Below are 20,980 nucleotides of genomic sequence, written 5' to 3'. Positions count from 1 at the left end.
CACAGTGAAAAAACTAAAGTAATGGTCGAATTCTAGCTCGATAAGCAGCGTTATCTAAACCGTCACGCCCACTACTGGGTTGATTTTTGATGGCACGTTTAAGATTATTGATGCGATCGCTAGTAGCAGGGTGCGTACTCAAGAAAGTTGGCCCAGAACCACTTTTGAGTAGCTTTTGCATAAAGGAAACCATACCAGATTGAGCATAACCGGCTCTTGTTAGAGTTCTTAAACCTCTTTTATCGGCATCAAACTCATCTTGACGACTGCGAGGACGGTTGAGGGCTAAGTCTACACCAATAGCCACAGCTTGATTACGGTCTAAACCGGCTACTGTAGCTAAACCACTCGCCACAGCCCTTTGCTGCATTTGTTTAACCAAGTGTTTCCCCCCAATGTGACCAATTTCATGAGCTATCACACTAGCTAGTTCCGCTTCATTTTCTGCGGTTTTAAGTAAACCTGTGTTGAGATAAACAAAACCCCCAGTAGTAGCAAAAGCATTCACAGCATTATCTTCTACCACCTGAAAGGTAAAAGGAAGACTGGGGCGATCGCTATTGGCGGCTAATCTTTGACCAATTTCCTGCACATAACGATTCACTTCTGCATTGCGATACAGACGAACTTCACCAAGTAATTCATCATTCATCTGTTTGCCAAGCTCTACTTCTTGGCGAGAGGATATATTAGAAAGCTGAAGTATTTGCGCTCCTTGGAACAACAGTGGTAATAAATCTACAGCCCGTCCAGGTAAAGGTGTACTCAAACACAAACTGAGGGCGACTACCACCGACATTATTGGATATAACCAACTACGCCGCCAGCGACGATAATTTGCTGTAAAACCTTTCCAAGCCATCATAAGCATTTCTGATAATAATTTCGAGACAAGCAACAATCACAAGACAAAATACAAGACGGAGTTACTGCGCTTGAAGTTGCATTTTAATCTTATGACTACGGATGCGATCGCCCAAATTATCTCTAGAAGGATTTATCTACACCCTTACACCCCTATACCCGCATTTCTCACAAGCTTCAGGCGTTTGATGGGGCAGAGGGGCAGAGGTGCGGAGGGGCAGGGGAGAGAGTACCTTCATTCTCCCCTGCTCCCCTGCTCCCCTGCACAGGCTTTGAAAGGTGTGGTGAGAAATGCAGGCTATACCCCTTCACCCTCACCCAAACCTTGATTTTTGTAAGTCCTAATGTAAAGGATGTGCCGACTTCACGCCGATTTTTTCAACTCGTGATACACTGTCGCCAGACTCAAAGACCTAGCCATCTTTCAGTCATACCTCTGTCGGGAAATTGTCATGTTCCTGATTAACTTTGTTGCTACAATCAAATACTTTGTTTGTATTTAGGAAAAGTTTTTATGGCTATTTTTGATTCCAAAGGTCGCTTGTTCGGTAAAGTCAATATTCTTGATGTAGGCGCTGCACTTGTAATTCTGCTAGTTATAGTTGGTATCTTCTTTTTTCCAGGAACCTCTGGTTCTGTGGCTCAAGTTGGTTCAAAAACCGTACCCATTGAGGTAGATTTAGCCGTGCGGGGTTTGAATGTCCGCGACCCAGAACGCTTATTTGAAAGTGGATTTAAGAAAGGCGGTAAAACAAACGTCATTATCCGTAATCAGCCTTACGGTCAAATTGGGATTAAATCTATTGAAGTACTAGAGAGAACAATCACCGCTACCCAACCAGATGGTTCAGTTAAGGAAGTCAAAGATCCTCGAAAGAACAATTACAGTACAGATATGCTGTTAACTTTGGAAGGTAAGGCGCAAGTCACGGAAAATGGCCCAGTTTTAGGTAACAGCAAAGTCAAAATTGGTATGCCTTTTGAATTAGAAGGTTATAACTACAACTTCAATGCCACTGTAATTGATGTGCGTGTAGAGAATAAATAATTGAAGTGTGAAATTATTTTCAGTGCTGAGTGCTTTACACTGAGCGGAGTCGAAGTGTGAGTGGTTAGTAGTGAAACGCATCTCCACATTATTAGCGCCACAGGCGCTATCCTAACTCAGCACTCAGCACTTTCAACTCAGCACTCTTCACTGACTAAAGGCAAAAACTGGCGAATTAATCCAATAGTGACGGCGGGTAGTTCCAACTGGGGTGTTAATCCCACATCTTCTAGTTGTTGAAACACGCGAATTGCTTGGGGGTTTTTCTCTGCTAAACGACGACCAATTTCGGGGCCAGTAAATTGGGATTTCTCCCCCCAAATAATCGCAGTCGGAGTGGTCAGCTTTTCAATGTCAAGGGATAAATCAAAACACAAATCACCACGCACAAAAGAAAGTGCAGCATATTCCGCGTTGGGCTGTTGAGCAGATTGAAGATAAGCCTGGACAATTTCTTGATAAACTCGATTAGCTTGGGCAAATTGTCTTTGCTCTAAAAAACTGCGAATGCCTGCTTCGGTCGCAATACCAGTACTGTAAAGCAAGCGGTCAATTATGGGTACGCTGACTAACTGAGCAAAAAAACTGCGGGAGTAGTCTCCGCCAAAATCAGATAGTCCGGCTGGTGTGGTGAGAATTAAAGATTTGAATAATTCAGGATGAGCGATCGCAACTCGAATTGTCAACGCCGCAGTCAAAGAAGAAGCAATCACCGTGACGGCTTCTGTACAAGTTTGCTGCAAAAATTCCCGAATCGTCGTTAAATAATCGTCAATTTGGTAATTTCGCGCTGGATGTTCTGATTTACCCCATCCAATCAAATCTGGTGCCAGAATGCGATATTCACTAGCAAAAGCTGGGTAAACCTTCGACCACTCATAAGCCGAAGATCCACCACCAAAACCATGTAGGAATACTAAAGTTTCCTTTGTCGGTTCAGCGATCGCACTCCCTTGCCAAAACGACCCTACGCTAGTGTAATATACTATTCTCCCTAAAGAAGTTGTAATTGAGCGTTGTTCAAATCCCTGTGGTTGAAACATATATATGCCGTTCATTTAGTATGTGTTCAAGTTGCAAATTCTCTGGTTGAGAATGTCATGAGTAATTTGTATTCACATAAGACCAATGACCAAAAACCTATTTTACGTATACTTCGGCAAAGTAGATGTGTGTTAGCTGAGTAATTGCTGGTAGCAATCGTTTCACACCAAACACGCCGTACTTTTAGGGAATTTCCCGGAGTTTATTCATTGCTATTTTTAGCAAACCCGCAATTTTTCCACCTCTAGCCTCCGCTAGATTAAGGGGATGTAAAATCACTGGCTTACGTGTGAAGATTCAGTGATTTTTTTGTCTCTGATTCGCAGGGTATTTGCCTGTAAATACTGTTATACAAGGCTTTTGTGAAGTAGCCTGTATTACTTTGGTGATATAAAAGACATTGGTTTTTTATGGTAATCTATCAGAAAACTCACGTAAAGTTTTGAGCTTCCAGAATAGTTGAAATACCTAAGATTAGCAACGATTCTGGATTTAAGAAAAACACCTTTAGATATAATTACTTATCTAAATCGTTCTCTAGGTAATGGTAAGGCGGGGCGTTGTGGTAAAGCAGGCTACTCTTCAATCGGATAAAGCACCAGCGTTGGCAGATTTTAAAGACGTATTAGAAAACTGTGACGTGCATATAGCTTCTGCTTGGCGGGGACAGTTGGCAGAAACTTTAGAAACAGCCAAAGTGGGTGTTCCTATTTGTGTATGTTTAAATTTAGAAGATTTAAAGTGTTTTGAATCGGTCGAAACACAATATGAACGCTGGGGTGTCGTTTTCCGTAATTCAATTGCCATACAACCTTCTAACCCTGCATTTCCGAGCCATTCTGGCCTCATAGTATTAATGGGTTCGCCAAAAGGCGGGTTTCTGGAAGCGAGTTTTGTACAGCCAGTCAATTATGTTAGTGCCTATGTGACTAGTTCGCAAAGGCTGGTTATGTCTGCTTATGATAGCGATCGCCAACTGCTCAGTCAAACCGTACTTCCTGGCGCTAATCTTGCTAACTCTGATTCAGCAGTACCTCCCAACATTTTATTATCTGTAACAGGCAGAAATATTCACTCTGTTACCTTCTGTGCCTTTGACGGTCAATTCACCATTGACGACTTTCGTTTTTGTATGTAAGACCAGTCCCAAGCCTGGATTTCTCCAAGAGAGAGAGCCAGGTGCTGGGGAGTGTGGGAGGATGGTGAAGAAATCTTTCCCCCCACACTTCCCTCTCTCCCCACACTCCCCACCAATACGGGGAGAAATTCGGGACAAAGACTATCCAGAATGAGTAATATTAGCTTCAACATGCACCTAATCCCTGGTAAAAGATATATTAGAAAATCTCGTCAACACAATTAGGTAAATACTGTGGCAAAGGCTTCGTTTTCTTTGCAGCAACTAATTAACCAGATACCCAACTGGTCACTTCCAGCTTTGTCGCCAGGAAGTTCCAAGCAGCAAAATTTCAAGCCTTTTTCCGGTTCTGGAGGTGTTCTCGGCTTCCTAACAATAGTCGTAGCAATGCTGTTATGGAACTGGAAACTGCTATTAGCTTTGATAGTTGGTGTGGGAGTAATGTTAATCACCTACTCAAACCAACAATGGAACTGGCAACAACGTTGGGTAGAAATTCAAAAAATCCTCAACGGGCCAAATCGTCGGTTAGTTTTAGCTGTTGCTATTGGTGGTCTGGCAACTATTAGCACTTATATGGCTGCTGCTATCTGGGTTGACTCTCATAGCCCTTGGTTAGCAACTGGCACAATTTTGCAAGGTTTGGGAACTTTATTAACTTTAGTTTTGTTACTTTGGCAAATTTTCAGCCGTTATCGCCATCAAGACCAAGATGTATTTGAGCAATTGTTACTCAATTTAACAGAAGCAGATCCCTTAAAGCGGTTGCTGGCTATACGTCGAATTACCAAATTTATCACCCGCCAGCCAGTGAATGAGTCGTTACAGCAAGAAGTTAGCCAATGTTTGCAACTGCTTTTGACTAAAGAAGAAGAAGTCATCATTCGAGAGGCAGCTTTTGAGAGTTTACAAATCTTAGACAAACTCTCAAATCTCCCATCTAGCAAAGCCACTCCTTTGAAACCAGTCAAGTTAAAAGTCAAAACTCAAAAATCTCAAGACAAAGTGCTGAGTGCTGAGTACTGAGTAACTTCTTAGGAAAAATATCTCTTTGTTTGGAAGGGGGATAAGGGAGACAAGGGGGACAAGGAAGACAAGGGAGATAGTGGCTTTGTTGAGTAAACAAATTGGATAATTTCTTTTTTGGAATTTTCTGTGACTCTTGATTGTTAACTATTTCCGAGATAATCTACCGTTACGGACTTGGACTACAGGATGATTGCAGCGCCGTACAAGTTGTTCGTCGTGGGTAGTCACAATTACTGTAGCCCCAAAAGAATTTAACTTTTGCAAAATTTGGATGACTTGCCAAGAATTATCGGGGTCGAGGTTTCCTGTGGGTTCATCAGCTAAAATTAATGGCGGTGTTCCCACAATGGCGCGTGCAACACTTACCCGTTGTTGTTCGCCTCCCGAAAGTTGATCAGGAAAACAGTTAGCTTTGGAAAGTAAACCCACTAACTTTAACGTTGGTTCTAAACGTCTTTGAATTTCTTTGCGAGTGAAACCTTGTGCTTGCAGTACAAAGGTTACATTCTCGGCTACTGTTCTTTGGGGAATCAGTTTGTAATCTTGAAAAACAATGCCAATGCGTCGCCGCAACAGTGATAAGCGATCGCCCCGCAAATCTGTTACATTACAATCATTGACGATCACCTCTCCCTGAGTAGCCGATTCTTCGCCATACAAAAGCTTCAACAGTGTTGATTTACCGGAACCGCTAGGGCCTGTAATAAACAAAAATTCTTTCTGTTTCACCTCTAAACTCACATCCAACAACCCGTGACAGCCATTGTTGTATGTTTTTGTTACAGAGCGTAACTGCACAATGGGAGCATTACTACTACTTTGTGGGGAAGATGTACTATCCTTTGCAGGAATATGCTGATCAGTTTTAACAACGGTTCTCATTGGCAGAATATCTACACTTGCTTAGAACTAAACACCCGAAAAACTTCAATTTAAGATTCTCTTAAAAATAATGATTCCCAGGACAGCCCCAGGAATCTCAAGTTCAAAAGCAAAAATTAAATTTTTTGGAAGTTTTCAGTACTATCCGCAAGTCATGAATTAGGGAGTAGGGAGTAGGGAGTAGGGAATAGGGCAAGACTTACGCACCAAGATTGTCTGTGGAGATTGGGTTTAGGGGTGAAAGGGTATGGGGTATAAGAGTTTTAGATACATACGGCTCAAGTCGGGAAACCCACCCACGCCACCTGGATTTCTCACAAGAGAGAAATCCAGGGGTGAGGGGTGGGAGGGGTGGGAAGTGTGGGAGGATAGTGAAAAAATCTTTCCCCCCACACTCCCCACACTCCCCTCTCTCTCCACACCCGCTACCCATACGTGAGAAATTCGGGGCTAGTGACTCACTCCTACACCCTTGATCAAACCCTTGATTTCTCGTCTTACGTCGTAAGTCCTAAGTGGATGTTTATTTTTTCCCGACTCCCTACTCCCTATTCCCTACTCCCTACTCTTCCCTAGAAGGCGCTTTTGGCTGTCAAGCGGTAAACAAATGCTTTCACGGCAAATTCTGGCAAAGCTAACATCCGTCGCCAACGCCAAGGTTCTTTATATAAGCGATACAGCCATTCCAAATTATTATTGCCTAACCAAGCAGGAGCGCGGGTTTTGCTTCCTGACCAAATATCAAAACTACCACCCACACCAATCCAAATTGCTTGGGGACATAAATGACGATTTTGGGCAATCCATAATTCTTGACGTGGTACTCCCAACCCAACCAAAATAACTTGAGGCTGTAATTGAGTTAGTGTTTGGTGTAATATCTCTTCTTCTTCGGGAGAATGATAGCCAGAATGAGTCCCGACTATGTTTAAATCTGGGGCTTGCTGCTTCCAGAAATCTGCGGCTTTGGTTGCTATTCCTGGTGCGCCGCCGTAAAAAAAGACTTTTGTACCTTTTTGCTTTTGTCCTAGTTCTCGCAGTAATGTTTCTGCTAGTTCAATTCCTGGACAACGTTGAACCTTTTGCCAAAATAGCCACTGCAAATACAAAACCACACCAGCACCATCAGGTATCACCAACTCAGCATCGTGAATTACCTTGGCTAGTGCGCTGTCTCGTTCTGCTTGCATGGTCATTTCTGCATTCAGCGTCACTACATGAGTACCTCTGCTGTGTTGCAGGCATTCTAGCAACCAGCCTGGATAGTTACTCATAACATGAACTGGTATTCCCAGCACCGAAAATACTTTAGGCGGTTTAGACATAGCCTATTCTAATTAGCCTCACATCACACCAGATTGTCTCGAACGATAGTTTATCAAATATTTTAATCAATCGCCTGGGCAATTTTAGGCAACTAGTAGTGAGAAAGTTACAGGGTTAAAAGTCTTTCAGGGCTTGATGTGGGCGGATATTTACGCAAGCAGGTTGTAATGTATACCAAAATTTTTTATGATTAAAATTTCTAATGAATATAAATGTATTAATTTGTCATATTTCATAACGAACCATCATTGGAATGCAATTGTTAGGAGCGATCGCATTTTCGTCATCATAATCAGTGGTTGACAAAGATGAATCTGTCGTAAATCAGCCAGTATACTCATAAAAAAGGAGGTTAGCTTTTCTCTAACCAAAAATTTAAGTTTGCTTACCAGTGAAAATATCCAACACAATAAAACTAATAACTTACTAGGCAAAAATTCTATATTTATTTTTTATCAGTGTATTTCCATCACAATCCACTAATATTTTTGCATCAACTCGGTTTGACAGTTTAGTTAGTTTAACGGGCAGAAGTTGACAATGAGTAAAATCCGTATTGTTTTGATCGAAGATCATGACCTTACCCGTGTTGGTATTCGCACAGCACTACAGCAAAGAGATGAAATTGAAGTGCTAGGTGAAGCTGGCAATGCGGCGGAAGGCTTAAAGCTGTTAAGAATCTTACAGCCAGATATTGCGATCGTCGATATTGGTTTACCTGATAAAGATGGAATTGCACTGACCAGAGAAATTAAAGCAATTGCTACAGGCGAAGATGCTACCAAGGTGTTAATCTTAACCCTTCGAGATAATAAAGAAGCCGTTTTGGCTGCTTTTGCAGCTGGGGCTGACTCTTACTGTATGAAAGATATCAAATTTGATAATTTGCTAGAAGCCGTTAGAGTTACGTACAATGGCAACGCCTGGATTGATCCAGCGATCGCCAGAATTGTGTTACAACAGGCACAAGAGAATTCTCCTAAACAGGAAACTGTTGCCCAAGAAAATAAAAATATCCCCCAAAATCAAGACTTTGGGGAAAGTGAGGAAATAATTGACCCCTATACCCTGACAGAACGCGAGTTAGAAGTGTTACAGTTAATTGTCGAAGGTTGTAGCAATGCTGTTATAGCTGAACGACTTTATATTACAGTTGGGACTGTAAAAACGCATGTCCGTAATATTCTGAATAAGCTATGCGCTGATGACCGTACCCAAGCAGCAGTTAGAGCTTTACGTTCTGGGTTGGTTGGCTAAGGTAATTCCAGGGTTGAACAACCTTGGCATAAATTGAGGAAGAAGCTAACTTTGAGTCAATTTCTCAGTTCAAAGCAGGTAACTTCTATGATGAGAGCGATAGCTTTTTGATTTGTTTGCAGGTGGTCACTGGGTGGGATAAAAATTGTATTGTCTCGCCACACAAGTATCGGAAATAAAGTCAAATATGACTGAGACAGAGGTAGAAAAACTCAAGCTCATGATTGTCGATGATGAGCTAGATAATTTGGATTTACTCTACCGCACTTTTAGGCGAGATTTTCAAGTATTTAAAGCCAATCATGCCCTAAGTGCGCTGGACATATTGGAAAAAGAAGGTGAGATGGCCGTGATCATCTCAGATCAAAGAATGCCAGAAATGAATGGCACGGAATTTCTCAGTCGCACAGTAGAAAGGTTTCCTGATACCATTAGGATTCTTTTAACTGGCTTTACTGATGTGGAAGATTTGGTCGATGCTATCAACTCCGGTCAAGTATTCAAATATATCACAAAGCCTTGGAATCCTGAACGGCTCAAGTTACTAGTTGAACAAGCTACTGAGACATATCGTTTAGTCAAACAACGCACTCAAGAGTTGCGTCGGGCGCTACGCCGAGAATCTTTGTTTAATGAGGTGACAACAGCAATTCGAGAATCTCTCGATTATGGCAATATGTTGCAGAAAATTGTTGCCACCATCGGACAAACCTTTGATGCTACTTGTTGTTTGCTGATTCCGGTAGAAGGCGATCGCTTAACCAATGATAAATTTTCTTATCAAGATGCCAATTCTTCTATATTAAATTTTGCCTTTGACCATAGTTTGTTTGAGAAGGTTGTCGAAACTCGTCATTATCAACTCAATCAAGAAACCTTTGATGGCAACCCTTGTAACTATCTGGTAGTTCCTCTTACCTATCAGCAGCAACTATTAGCCGTACTTGCACTGTATCAGGTAGGACGTGATGAGCTTTGGCCAGATGAAGATATTAAATTGATTACAGGTGTCGCCGACCAAGCCGCTTTAGCTCTTTTTCAGGCGAAACTTTATCAACGCCTACAAGAAAAACAAGAGCAAATTCACGCTGAATTGGAAGTAGCACGCCAAATTCAACATAATTTGCTCCGCCAAAGCTTACCTGATATCAAAGAGGCAAAACTACAAGCCTGCTGCTATCCAGCGCGAGAAGTAGGAGGCGATTTTTTTGAAGTATTTGTCCACCCCAAAGGCGATTTATGGTTAGCAGTAGGTGATGTTTCCGGGAAAGGTGTACCTGCGGCTTTATTCATGGCTAGTGCCATTTCTGTACTGCGGCGCGAATTATCTCAAGAAACACCAGCCGAACCTCATATCATCGTCCAAAATCTCAATCATGCTTTGTGCAATGACTTAATTAGTAACAATTGTTTTATTACTCTCGTATTAGCTTGTTATACACCTAGTACGAAAGAACTAGTATATGCTAATGCTGGACATATCTACCCTCTACTATGGTCTCGCCAAACTGACTCAACCCAGCAGCCCAACTATCTTAAAGTACGTGGCATTCCTTTAGGGATCTTACCTACTTGGAAAGCACTCTCAGGAAGAGTAAATCTTTCCACTGGAGATACTTTATTGTTAGCTAGTGATGGGATTACTGAAGCATCAGTATCCAGTGAGTTACTAAAATGCGAACAAACAGATGCTAGTCTTTCGCCAAGTAGCCACTCTATGCTGAACCAAGAAGGTCTTTGGCAACTTCTCCAAACAGAGCCACAACCACTTTCTCTGAACCATTTACTAGCTCGTATCCAAGCAAATAACCAAGTTCAAGAAGACGATCAAACTATACTTTCACTAGAGGTTTTATAAGTAATGAAAAGTGAGCTTCATGTACCAAGTGATTTGAATTATTTAAATATCGTCGAAAGCTGGTTGCTGGGATGCTTGAAAGTCAAGCTAGGAGATTCTGTAGATTGGTCTCGGCAGTCCAGTCGTTTACGATTGGCTTTGGTAGAAGCCTACTCTAATGTGGTGCGTCATGCCCACAAAGAGCAGCCAAATTTACCAGTATTACTGCGTTTAGAACTCAAAGACCGAGACATTTCCCTAGAAATCTGGGACTATGGCGAAGGCTACGATATGTCTACTTACCTAGCACCTAATCCTGTAGATAAACAAGAAGGGGGTTATGGGTGGCTAATTATGAATCGGTTAATGGATAAGGTAGAGTACCAATTACAAGTTAATGGCGCTAATTGCTTGAAATTAGAAGCTACAATTCCTGAATTGGTGAAATAACCCAGGAGTCCTTGATGAATTTGGTTTTATAAATAAAATTATGTAGTCAGGGAGTAAGCAATGGTGATTAGTCTCCCCTCACAAACCTACGGTGTACACACAAGTCCAAGTAAAGTAATAAGAGCAGGAGTTGTGGCAGGGCTGTTTCGTTCCCTAAAAGTCTCTAATTTACAAGCGTATCAAGCAAAAAAATCAGGTGATTCAAAAATTTTATTTACTCATGAGCCTGGCGATCGCACTTAAATTTACTGGTTAAAGCAGTAATTGTTCGATTACCAACTCCCTAAAATTTTTGGATGATACTCTTGACAAAATCCTGACCAAAGCAAATGAAACAGCCCTGGGAGTTGTGGGGAGTAAAAGAGGGTGAAAAATCCAATCAGAATACACGCGAAAGCAGTTGAGGGAAAAGCATTGTTACACTTCCCCGACTGCTTAAACCTCGCTTCGCTCGTTTCAGCAAAAAGTCGGGGGATTCTCTAAGAAGGCTACATAAACCAAGCCTGCGTAGGCAGGCTAAATCTAAATATTGCATAAAAACACACTTCAACAAATTTAGTGACCCTGCGTAGGCGGGTTTAGTTTGTGTAGCCTCAGACTTCAGTCTGAGGGCTATGCTGATGCGCCTTTTGGAATCACCAACTACTAAATCTCTTAAATGTAACGTAGCATACTTGACAGTCGCCTAAGTCAAGCATGAGGCATCTTGGTGAGAGATGACGTAAACTTTTTCAACATAAACACCCGACTCTAGTTATAATTTCCTATAAGTTGAAAAAACTCTTAAGAATTAGCGTAACTAATACGCTGCTCTCACACCGACTAGCTGACAACCACATTAGGAGGACTATCTATGGCGCTTGTACCATTGCGGCTGCTCTTGGATCACGCAGCTGAGAACGGTTACGGCATCCCAGCTTTTAACGTTAACAATTTGGAGCAGATTCAGGCAATCCTGAAGGCTGCTGCCGAGACAGATAGCCCCGTAATTTTGCAAGCTTCCCGTGGCGCTCGTAACTATGCAGGTGAAAACTTCCTGCGCCACCTGATTTTGGCTGCTGTAGAGACCTATCCTCACATTCCCATTGTCATGCACCAAGATCATGGTAATGCTCCTTCTACCTGCTACTCAGCTATCAAGAACAACTTCACTAGCGTGATGATGGACGGTTCTTTAGAAGCTGATGCTAAAACCCCTGCCAGCTTCGAGTACAACGTTAGTGTTACCCGCGAAGTTGTAAATGTAGCTCATGCTTTGGGCGTAAGTGTAGAAGGTGAACTCGGTTGCTTGGGTTCTTTGGAAACCGGCGCGGGTGAAGCTGAAGATGGACATGGTTTTGAAGGTACTCTTGACCATTCTCAACTGCTAACTGACCCCGATGAAGCTGTTAGCTTTGTAGAAGCAACCCAAGTAGATGCTTTGGCTGTAGCTATTGGTACTAGCCACGGTGCTTACAAGTTTACCCGCAAACCAACTGGCGAAATTTTAGCTATCAGCCGCATTGAAGAAATTCACCGTCGTCTACCTAACACCCACTTGGTAATGCACGGTTCTTCTTCTGTACCTGAAGATTTAATCGCTTTGATTAATGAGTACGGTGGTGCTATTCCTGAAACCTACGGCGTACCTGTAGAAGAAATTCAAAAAGGTATCAAGAGTGGTGTTCGTAAGGTGAACATCGACACCGACAACCGTTTGGCTATCACCGCAGCTGTGCGCGAAGCTTTATCAAAAAATCCCAAGGAATTTGACCCCCGTCACTTCCTCAAGCCTTCTATTACATATATGCAGAAGGTTTGTGCTGAACGCTATCAGCAATTTGGTACTGCTGGTAACGCAAGCAAGATTAAACAAGTTTCTCTGGAAGAGTTTGCTGCTAAGTATGCTAAAGGTGAATTAAACGCTGTCACCAAGGCTGCTGCTAAAGTTTAATTTAGCTAAAGAATTATAGGGGACACTTTTGTGTTTCCTTAAACTGAGGGTTTTAATATTAAAAATAAACCGGGAAACATAACAGTTTCTCGGTTTTTTGTTGAAATGAGAACAGGTGATAGGGGACAGGTGACAGGTGACAGTACGTAGTAGTGGCGTGGCAAGGCTACAATAGGGCATAAAAATAACTCTTGTGGTGTGGGTATCCTGCCCGCACCGGACGGGCTAGAAGCCCATCCCACAAGAAATTTATCATGCAACATTTAAGGCTTGCCACGCCACTACACATACTCAGTAACCAGAGGTCATGACTGCACTCAACCTGAAAAAGCTGCATTACTGCTGATGCCGTCTTGGCTATCATTAAACCAGAAAAGCTACCGTTAATTGGCTTGCATCCCCATTGGCTACCTTAAAGATGAGTGCTGAGTTAAAAAGACGTTGCAATGCAACGTCTTTAAATTTAAATTACTGTATCGAGATTTGACGAGTTAAAATGCTCATCACTTCATCGGGATTACCTGTTGGTTGCAGTGGACTCCAATCTCCCACACTGGCGTAACCGATAACTTGCAAATAGTGAATTGTACTAGTCACAGCTTTGGGTGAACCGATTAGCAAATGTTTAATTGGTTCCCGGAAAGGAAATGGTTGTTGGGGAATTTGCTTGGGTGTGGGGAAGTGAAAGTTTTGTTTTAAGAACAGGGCGATTTGAGATTGGGCGAAGTTGAGTAATTGTGCCATCATTGTGTTGAAACTCCTGTATTTGAGTTTTATAAAAGCGATCGCTCTCTTCTTGCCAGAACCAGACGATCGCTTTTATCCTGTATTGAGTTTAGATAATGGCGATCGTTTTGTTCTTTGGAGAATTGAGCGATCGCCTTTATCATGTTTTTTATATTAAAGTATAAATTTATACTTGTCAACTACTAATGCAAAAATTTTTGTTAGTAATTTTAGGTTTTTAACAGAGATAAATTATGTTGACTGGGCGTGATATTTGTCATATCAATGAACAGAATTATTTGCGAGTTTGTGCTTGAATAAAAGTTATATCCCCGACTTCTTAAAGAAATCGGGGATATTTTTGTGAACAGAAATTTTTGCTGGGTTATTACTTACGTTTAAAACAATCTATAGTCGGAAATTTAGGCGTTTTCAGTTGTAGTGTTAGAAGTTTCTTGTGTGCTGGCTTTTAAGCGACTGACAGAACTCCTGCGAACACGTTCACTTTTGCGAACACCGCCAGCCATTTCGTATTCAACACTGTCTTTACCGTATTTAAAAGCAACGCCAATCAGCATTCTATCATTTAATTCACCTAAACTTTTTTCTAATTGTTCCATTTCAAGTTTAGTTGAATCTATGACAACAAGAGCCGTATTATAAGCATTTAGTTTAGCGCGATATTGCTCAATTAATTGAATCATATTTTGTAGATTGCGATTATCGCCAAAATCCATATTTGGGTCAATCGCCTTAAGTCCAGATACTCTCAACTCAGCTTTTTCGACAATGCGAGATGTGCGTCTTTTTTGAGACATAATTATTTGCTTAATAAATTTTGCTAAAGCTAGTTTGTCTTAATTGCACTAAATTTTGCGTCAGTATATTTGACAAAATCTGGTTGTGTTTAGATTTTGTGCATCAGTAATATCTCTGCTAAAAATAAGTGCGGGAGTAGAGAGAATAAAAGCTAGAAATATATATTTTGTTTAGATGTCAAGGACTGGATTTATTGTCCTAACGACGGAATCTTTTGTCCTAACAACAGAACCTTTTGTCCTAACGACGGAATCTTTTGTCCTAACGACGGAATCTTTTGTCCTAACGACGGAATCTTTTGTCCTAACGACGGAACCTTTTGTCCTAACGACAGCAACTTTAAATATTAGTTGGTAAAACAACTTAACGCGCGGGTGCATCCCAGTTTTTAGTTTTCACATAGAAGATAATGGTCATTGCGTACTCCTTCGGAGAAACAAGCTACGCGTAGCGTCTCGCTCCAGAGGAACGACGTAGGCGTAAGACTTCCCGCAGGGTAGCAATCTCATGCACTCGTTCAAAATAGTAAGATTTTGCGATTGCTTCGTTCCTCGCAATGACACATAAAAAAGTGGGATGCTCCCTTAACGCGCAGCTTTCCCAAAGAATTATTCAACTAAATGAACCCAAGGCAAAACAGAATGAACTTTGTTAAATAAACGTTTATCACCTGTGTAGAAATTTGCCTAAAATCTTTGGGCTAACGCCAAATAATGAGCATCATAAGTAGCTGGGAGGTTGAGTTGTTGTGCGATTTCCCAAGCTTGTTGATGAAGTTGCTGATCACTGTAAAATTGAATAGATAAATTTAAAACATTATTGAGACATTCTTGAGCTTCTGTCTGCAATAATTGTTTTGCCAGTTGCATTCTATGAAATACATTTGTGACTTCGTAGCATAAAAGAGTTGGAGCAATAATCTGAGCTTGGTTCTGCTCCCAATTATCCCACAAAGCTAAATATGGCGATGTTTTTGAGGTATAAGTAACTAATTTAATTAAAAAATTAGCATCTACACAAATAAATATTGTATTCATAGTTATTTTTGACTGAGTAACTAATCTGCTAACAATTGTTGGTCTCGTTCTTCTCGCATTTGATAAATTATTTGGTCAATATCTGGCTCAAAGGGTTGACTATTATATCTTTGTTGGATAGCTTGAGCATTAGTTAAAATTTTGGTACGTAAATCTTGCCAATTAGATTTATGCGCTAACTTTTGCTTCAATAGTTCTTGTTCTTCAACAGATAAAGCTTTGATGGCATTAACTAAAGATTCAACAAGCTGAATGTTCATAGATTTAAAATATTGATTACCATTTTTTGCTAATAGATAATTAAAATATAGCCGAATTTTTGTTGGGTTACGCTTTGTTTTATCAAACCTATCAAGCTAAGATAAGGTTTAATATCATGTCCGGTTAATTAGTTATGATTCCCACAGTCATTGCACCCCACCCCCTAACCCCTCCCCGTGAACGGGGAGGGGAGACAAAACATAGTTTTGGCGGGGTGGGGTTCTTCGGTTTTTATAAGTAATCAAGCGGACATGATATAATTTGTCTGAATCTAAATTATTTCAGTTAAATTGCGTAATTTAACGCTAAAACTGTGTATTTCTAAATAAATTAAGATGCACCTAAATTAAAGTAGCACATGGAACCTTTGACTACTGCGGCGATCGCACTTGGGTCTGTAGTCGCCACCAAAGCCTTAGAAAGAACTGGTGAGATGGTTGGTGAAACTCTGTGGAATAAAACTGGTGAGTTGCTTGTCAAGCTGAGAAAACACTCACCCAACGTTGTCGCGGCGATTGAAAAAGCACCAACCACACCGTTAGATTATGGCAATGTTGTCATTGAAGTAGAAGCTGCGGCTAAGGCTGATCCTGAAGTCGCGCAAGCTGTACAAGAGGTGGCGACAGCAGCACAAGCAGAGACAAATCCTAAATTTGTAGAAATTATGGCTACGCCTAATTTAACAAAATTGGCAGACAAGATTGGTATGGTTGTGATGTCAGGCGGTACAGGTAATATTGGAACAATGTCTTTTTAATCTCATTTAATATAGGACTTACGCAAAAACCCTCTCGAATCCTCTTAACTTCGTGTCCTTTGCGCCCTTTGTGGTTCGTTTTTTCATGATTCTGCGTAATTCCTGTAATATTCTAAATTATTTCCCCAACCCGCCCAGAAATAAATTTCCGGGCTAATAGCGCAAGTCTACTCAAGTAGACTGAAACCTTTCTTCCTAGTCTTCTTCAGAAGACTTTAGCTATTAGCCTTAGAATTAATTCTGAGGCGGGTGTGACAACCGATGCACTTAACCATATATGCCTGAAGACTTTAAAAAGTTAAGCGATAAAATTGGTCAGGTTATTTTTCCTGGTGGGAAAGGAGTCATTGAAAATTTAGTTATAGAAGGACAAGAACAATTAACCCCCACAAAACATATACCACGCGGTTCTGTTCACTTTGTCGGGCGTGAAACAGAACTAACACTTGTGCATGAAGACTTGCAGGGTGGTGATGATGTCGCAATATCAGGGATGGGAGGTGTAGGTAAAACTGAACTTGCTACCCAATACGCCAAACAATATCAAAATAATTATGGCGGGATAATTTGGTTTAATGACCGAGCCAGTAATCTCGCGGCGGAAGTTTTGAGTTTTTTTATTCAGCTTGGTTTCAAGATACCCCAAGAACAAGGCGGAAGACTGTTAACCTTGAAAGAACAAGTTGCTTGGTGTTGGTTGCAATATCCCAAAGCTGACTTACCTATATTAATTGTCTTTGATGATGTCACCAGTTTAGACAACCTGGGCGGAGTTGTCCCCAGGGATAAACGCTTTCGGGTTTTGGTGACAACTCGCCTGCGAAATTTAGATCCAAACTTGATTCAAGAGATTCCCTTAGATGTTCTCTCACCAGAGAAAGCATTAGAACTGTTAAAACAATTGTTGGGGAAAGACAAGCGAGTAGACAACCAACCAAAAACCGCCAATGCAATATGTAAATTTTTAGAATATTTACCTTTGGGGATAGAGTTAGTTGGTGCTTATTTAGCACAAGACCCAGATTTACATCTATATATAATGTTGGAGCGACTGCAACAACGCAAGTTAGCCGAAGCAGCACTACAAGACAGGGAAACTCTCAACTCAACCCAACTGGGAGTGAAAGCCGCCTTTGCTTTAACTTGGGAAGAACTTGAACCACCGACGCAACAACTAGGCAGATTTTTGAGTTTATTTGCGCCCCAGTCTATTTTATGGGATTTGGTGGTGTGGGTGGCGACTGGTGGAGATGATGACCCCTCTCCAAACCTCTCCCCCACGGGGGGAGAGGCTTTGATTCCCCCATTTTCTCATAGGGAAGGGGAGCTAGGGTTAGGTTTATCACCAGATGAAAACAATGATTCCTCTCCAAACCTTCCCTCAACAGAAGGAGAGGCTTTAATTCCCCCATTCCCTCGCAGGGAAGGGGGGCTAGGGGGGTTAGGTTTACCAGATGAAATAAACGAAGCCAAAAAACAACTTTACAAGCGTCACTTGCTGCAACAGGTAGAAGACAGCGAAGGATATTATAAAATCCATGCTTTAGTGCGGTGGTTTTTGCAAGAACAGTTAGCTAATGCTGGCGAGATAAAGCCAGTTTTAGAAACCACCTTTGCTACTGCGATGATAAAGGTTGCTAAATTGGTTCCCCAGTCGCCCACCTCTGAAGATATCGAAAGCATCAGCGTTGTTATTCCCCATATTGAAGACTTGGGAGAACGGATAATTGCAGAAGTAAACCAAGCAAGAGAACAACAAATAAATTCCCCAGCCTCAGTACTTAATGATGAAGTACTTTGGATATTTGAAGGAGTAGCAAGATTTTATCAGGGACAAGGACTATATCAATTAGCAGAAGATTGGTATAAGGAATGCGTCAAAGTTTGCCAAGCTTTATTTTCAGGTGATCATTTCTACGTCGCAACTAGCTTGAACAATTTAGCTTTCCTCTACGATCACCAAGGGCGATACAGTGAAGCTGAACCTTTGTACATCGAAGCCTTGACGATGACAAAGCGTTTATTCACAGGCGATCATCTCAACGTCGCAACTAGCTTGAACAATTTAGCTTCCCTCTACGATCACCAAGGGCGATACAGTGAAGCTGAACCTTTGTACATCGAAGCCTTGACGATGACAAAGCGTTTATTCACAGGCGATCATCTCGATGTCGCTCGTAGCTTGAACAATTTAGCTTTCCTCTACAAAAGCCAAGGGCGGTACAGCGATGCCGAATCTTTGTACATCAAAGCCTTAGCGATGATAAAGCGGTTATTCACATACGATTATCCCTATGTCGCCACTAGCTTAAACAATTTAGCTTACCTCTACGATAGCCAAGGGCGGTACAGCGAAGCCGAACCTCTGTACATGGAAGCCTTGGCGATGAAAAAGCGTTTATTCACATACGATCATCCCGATGTCGCAACTAGCTTGAACAATTTAGCCGGATTCTACAAAGACCAAGGGCAGTACAGTGAAGCTGAACCTTTGTTAATTGAAGCCTTAGCGATGAGAAAGCGTTTATTTACAGGCGATCATCCCGATGTCGCTGGTAGCTTGAACAATTTAGCCGGATTCTACAAAGACCAAGGGCAGTACAGTGAAGCTGAACCTTTGTTAATTGAAGCCTTAGCGATGAGAAAGCGTTTATTTACAGGCGATCATCCCGATGTCGCTGGTAGCTTGAACAATTTAGCCGGATTCTACAAAGACCAAGGGCAGTACAGTGAAGCTGAACCTTTGTTAATTGAAGCCTTAGCGATGAGAAAGCGTTTATTTACAGGCGATCATCCCGATGTCGCTGGTAGCTTGAACAATTTAGCTGTACTCTACAATAACCAAGGGCGATACAGTGAAGCCGAACCTCTGTACATGGAAGCCTTGGCGATGAGAAAGCGGTTATTCACAGGCGACCATCCCGATCTCGCAACTAGCTTGAACAATTTAGCCGAATTCTACCGTAGCCAAGGGCAGTACAGTGAAGCTGAACCTTTGTACATCGAAGCCTTGGCGATGTTGCAACGGGTGTTAGGGGATAATCATCCCAACGTCGCAAGTAGCTTGAACAATTTAGCTGTACTCTACAATAACCAAGGGCGGTACAGCGAAGCCGAACTACTGCAAATTGAAGCCTTGGCGATGAAAAAACGGTTATTTACAGGCGACCATCCCGATGTTGCTTCTAGCTTGAACAATTTAGCAGAACTATACCGTAGCCAAGGGCGATACAGTGAAGCTGAACCTCTGTACATCGAAGCCTTGGCGATGTTTCAACGGGTGTTAGGGGATAATCATCCCAATACAGTGACAGTGAGAGAAAATCTAGCAATTCTGCAACGCCAGTTAACTCCTGTTCCTATTTGGCAACGGTGGTTAAGTCGGTTTTTCCAATTATTGTTAGTAATATTAATATTACCGTTTTATTTATTGTGGCAACTGGCTAAAAAAATAATTCGTAATTCGTAATTATGCGAGAGGTTCAGATCCCCCCTAGCCCCCCTTAAAAAGGGGGGAATTTTTCTTCAAGTCCCCCTTTTTAAGGGGGATTTAGGGGGATCTTCAATGTTCAAACTGTACTAACTGAACCGTATTGGTTTATGAAGCGATCGCTCTCATCAATAATCAAGATACGATGGTTTTGCAGTAGGCGAATCGCAATGCTACCCTAGTTCATAGTCATGACAAAATCAGAACAATATTTATGAACCTTCCGCCCCAACTACAAAAAAAGATTGAAAAATGGGCAAGCAGTCAGGGAATATCAACTGAGCAATTTATTTTGCAAGCCATTACAGAAAAAATTGCAACTCTTAGTCAGCAAAAACTAGCAGAAGATACTCAACCCAACCCCAACCAAGCAAACCTCTATCGCAAAGATGGAATCTTAGTTGTAGACGCAGAATTACCAGCAAACTTTGATATTAATACTTTTATAGATGAATTGAGAGAAGAACGCATTCAAGAACAAATAGTTTAATGAAAGTTTTGTTTGATACTTCAGCCTTAGTTCCTGCAATAATTGTCAATCACCCACAACATTCGGTTTGTTTTACCAAGATTCAATCTGCAAAGTCTGGGGAAATTCAAGGGTTTATTTCAACACACAGTTTAGCTGAAACATATTCTGTCATCACACGCTTACCCATTCAGCCGCGTATTAGTCCTCAACAAGCTCAAAGCATAGTTGTAGATATACTACAGTATTTAGAAGGAGTTCCACTAGTTGTTCAAGATTATCAAAATGCGATCGCTCAAATGGCAACTTTAAACCTTCCTGGTGGCGCTATTTTCGATGCTTTAATTGCTCAAGCTGCATTAAAAGCCCAAGTAGATATTTTACTAACATTAAATCCAAATCATTTTACTCGTTTGGGAAGTGCGATCGCTTCAATTGTACAAGTCCCTACGTAGCAAAAAATGGTTTTGCGCTTGGCGATCGCTCTCATCAACAATCAAGATACGATGGTTTTATGGTAGGCGATCGCTCTCATCAACAATCAAGATACGATGGTTTTATGGTAGGCGATCGCTGTTTGTAGATAGAATAAAATAAAGGTATATGTTGGTTG

The 20,980-nt window shown here is 41.5% G+C and carries 23 protein-coding genes; 14 read left to right on the top strand and 9 right to left on the bottom strand.

The annotated features are described in order from the left end of the window. Window positions 1–13: 13 nt before the first annotated feature. Window positions 14–865: a M48 family metallopeptidase gene (locus tag H6G28_RS25780; RefSeq protein WP_190675275.1), complete on the bottom strand. Its 852-nt coding sequence runs from the start codon at window positions 863–865 to the stop codon at window positions 14–16. A gap of 513 nt (window positions 866–1,378) precedes the next feature. Between H6G28_RS25780 and H6G28_RS25775 the strand changes: the two genes are divergently transcribed. Then, window positions 1,379–1,912 carry a DUF4330 domain-containing protein gene (locus tag H6G28_RS25775; protein WP_190594538.1) on the top strand — a complete coding sequence of 178 codons (534 nt, stop codon included), beginning with the start codon at window positions 1,379–1,381 and terminating at the stop codon, window positions 1,910–1,912. A 137-nt stretch (window positions 1,913–2,049) separates the two neighbouring features. Here the strand turns inward: H6G28_RS25775 and H6G28_RS25770 are convergent, their stop codons facing one another. After that, a complete protein-coding gene (locus H6G28_RS25770) occupies window positions 2,050–2,955 on the bottom strand; it encodes an alpha/beta fold hydrolase (RefSeq protein ID WP_190594539.1) in 906 nt (301 codons plus the stop codon). Between the two features lie 563 nt (window positions 2,956–3,518). Here H6G28_RS25770 and H6G28_RS25765 point away from each other — a divergent pair. Both H6G28_RS25765 and H6G28_RS25760 read left to right on the top strand, forming a co-directional pair. Next, window positions 3,519–4,094 (top strand): hypothetical protein, encoded by a 576-nt coding sequence (locus H6G28_RS25765; protein WP_396019821.1) that lies wholly within the window; start codon window positions 3,519–3,521, stop codon window positions 4,092–4,094. Window positions 4,095–4,328: 234 nt separating this feature from the next. Next, window positions 4,329–5,120: a hypothetical protein gene (locus H6G28_RS25760; RefSeq protein ID WP_190594541.1), complete on the top strand. Its 792-nt coding sequence runs from the start codon at window positions 4,329–4,331 to the stop codon at window positions 5,118–5,120. 147 nt (window positions 5,121–5,267) lie between these two features. Here the strand turns inward: H6G28_RS25760 and ftsE are convergent, their stop codons facing one another. Together ftsE and H6G28_RS25750 are read right to left on the bottom strand one after the other, a co-directional pair. Further along, the gene (gene ftsE / locus H6G28_RS25755; protein ID WP_190594542.1) at window positions 5,268–6,005 is read right to left on the bottom strand and encodes a cell division ATP-binding protein FtsE; all 738 of its coding nucleotides are present in this window, start codon (window positions 6,003–6,005) and stop codon (window positions 5,268–5,270) included. A gap of 572 nt (window positions 6,006–6,577) precedes the next feature. Continuing rightward, entirely contained in the window at window positions 6,578–7,330 is a 753-nt protein-coding gene (locus H6G28_RS25750; protein WP_190594543.1) for a WecB/TagA/CpsF family glycosyltransferase, read from the bottom strand. Between the two features lie 541 nt (window positions 7,331–7,871). Between H6G28_RS25750 and H6G28_RS25745 the strand changes: the two genes are divergently transcribed. The 5 genes from H6G28_RS25745 (at window position 7,872) to fba (ending at window position 12,808) form a co-directional block, all read left to right on the top strand. Next, the gene (locus H6G28_RS25745; protein WP_190594544.1) at window positions 7,872–8,588 is read left to right on the top strand and encodes a response regulator transcription factor; all 717 of its coding nucleotides are present in this window, start codon (window positions 7,872–7,874) and stop codon (window positions 8,586–8,588) included. A 187-nt stretch (window positions 8,589–8,775) separates the two neighbouring features. Beyond that, complete coding sequence (locus H6G28_RS25740; protein WP_190675273.1) at window positions 8,776–10,446, top strand: SpoIIE family protein phosphatase; 1,671 nt, start codon at window positions 8,776–8,778, stop codon at window positions 10,444–10,446. Between the two features lie 3 nt (window positions 10,447–10,449). Beyond that, window positions 10,450–10,875, top strand: a complete 426-nt coding sequence (locus tag H6G28_RS25735) for an ATP-binding protein (protein WP_062295158.1) — start codon at window positions 10,450–10,452, stop codon at window positions 10,873–10,875. A gap of 60 nt (window positions 10,876–10,935) precedes the next feature. Then, complete coding sequence (locus tag H6G28_RS25730) at window positions 10,936–11,118, top strand: hypothetical protein (protein WP_190675271.1); 183 nt, start codon at window positions 10,936–10,938, stop codon at window positions 11,116–11,118. Between the two features lie 610 nt (window positions 11,119–11,728). Continuing rightward, the gene (fba, locus tag H6G28_RS25725) at window positions 11,729–12,808 is read left to right on the top strand and encodes a class II fructose-bisphosphate aldolase (protein ID WP_190594547.1); all 1,080 of its coding nucleotides are present in this window, start codon (window positions 11,729–11,731) and stop codon (window positions 12,806–12,808) included. A 468-nt stretch (window positions 12,809–13,276) separates the two neighbouring features. On the opposite strand, the gene H6G28_RS25720 is transcribed toward fba, so the two are convergent. Beyond that, on the bottom strand, window positions 13,277–13,555 hold the full coding sequence (locus H6G28_RS25720) for a hypothetical protein (RefSeq protein WP_190594548.1): 279 nt from the start codon (window positions 13,553–13,555) through the stop codon (window positions 13,277–13,279). 19 nt (window positions 13,556–13,574) lie between these two features. Here H6G28_RS25720 and H6G28_RS25715 point away from each other — a divergent pair, with 19 nt between their 5' ends. Continuing rightward, on the top strand, window positions 13,575–13,712 hold the full coding sequence (locus H6G28_RS25715; RefSeq protein WP_190675269.1) for a hypothetical protein: 138 nt from the start codon (window positions 13,575–13,577) through the stop codon (window positions 13,710–13,712). Between the two features lie 244 nt (window positions 13,713–13,956). On the opposite strand, the gene H6G28_RS25710 is transcribed toward H6G28_RS25715, so the two are convergent. The 4 genes from H6G28_RS25710 to H6G28_RS25695 form a co-directional block, all read right to left on the bottom strand. Next, a complete protein-coding gene (locus tag H6G28_RS25710) occupies window positions 13,957–14,352 on the bottom strand; it encodes a hypothetical protein (RefSeq protein ID WP_190594550.1) in 396 nt (131 codons plus the stop codon). 191 nt (window positions 14,353–14,543) lie between these two features. Beyond that, window positions 14,544–14,690, bottom strand: coding sequence for a hypothetical protein (locus H6G28_RS25705; RefSeq protein ID WP_190675267.1), 147 nt, complete (start codon window positions 14,688–14,690; stop codon window positions 14,544–14,546). Between the two features lie 349 nt (window positions 14,691–15,039). Further along, window positions 15,040–15,390, bottom strand: a complete 351-nt coding sequence (locus tag H6G28_RS25700; RefSeq protein ID WP_242048616.1) for a type II toxin-antitoxin system VapC family toxin — start codon at window positions 15,388–15,390, stop codon at window positions 15,040–15,042. Between the two features lie 20 nt (window positions 15,391–15,410). Then, on the bottom strand, window positions 15,411–15,650 hold the full coding sequence (locus tag H6G28_RS25695) for a hypothetical protein (RefSeq protein ID WP_190675265.1): 240 nt from the start codon (window positions 15,648–15,650) through the stop codon (window positions 15,411–15,413). Window positions 15,651–16,009: 359 nt separating this feature from the next. Between H6G28_RS25695 and H6G28_RS25690 the strand changes: the two genes are divergently transcribed. From H6G28_RS25690 to H6G28_RS25670, 5 genes are all read left to right on the top strand, one after another. Further along, on the top strand, window positions 16,010–16,408 hold the full coding sequence (locus H6G28_RS25690; RefSeq protein ID WP_190675263.1) for a hypothetical protein: 399 nt from the start codon (window positions 16,010–16,012) through the stop codon (window positions 16,406–16,408). A gap of 277 nt (window positions 16,409–16,685) precedes the next feature. After that, a complete protein-coding gene (locus H6G28_RS25685; protein ID WP_190675261.1) occupies window positions 16,686–19,877 on the top strand; it encodes a tetratricopeptide repeat protein in 3,192 nt (1,063 codons plus the stop codon). 235 nt (window positions 19,878–20,112) lie between these two features. Then, entirely contained in the window at window positions 20,113–20,388 is a 276-nt protein-coding gene (locus H6G28_RS25680) for a YlcI/YnfO family protein (protein ID WP_190675259.1), read from the top strand. Further along, entirely contained in the window at window positions 20,388–20,822 is a 435-nt protein-coding gene (locus tag H6G28_RS25675; RefSeq protein WP_190675256.1) for a type II toxin-antitoxin system VapC family toxin, read from the top strand. Before H6G28_RS25680 ends, H6G28_RS25675 begins: the two co-directional genes overlap by 1 nt. Then, window positions 20,803–20,964: a hypothetical protein gene (locus H6G28_RS25670; protein WP_190675251.1), complete on the top strand. Its 162-nt coding sequence runs from the start codon at window positions 20,803–20,805 to the stop codon at window positions 20,962–20,964. The genes H6G28_RS25675 and H6G28_RS25670 overlap by 20 nt, the downstream gene beginning before the upstream one ends. Window positions 20,965–20,980: the final 16 nt, after the last annotated feature.

Origin of the sequence: Nostoc sp. FACHB-190 (assembly GCF_014696905.1) — a bacterium.
GTDB lineage: Bacteria > Cyanobacteriota > Cyanobacteriia > Cyanobacteriales > Nostocaceae > Nostoc_B.
The sequence above is the reverse complement of the archived record's forward strand: the minus strand, read 5'-3'. Positions and strand labels throughout refer to the sequence as shown.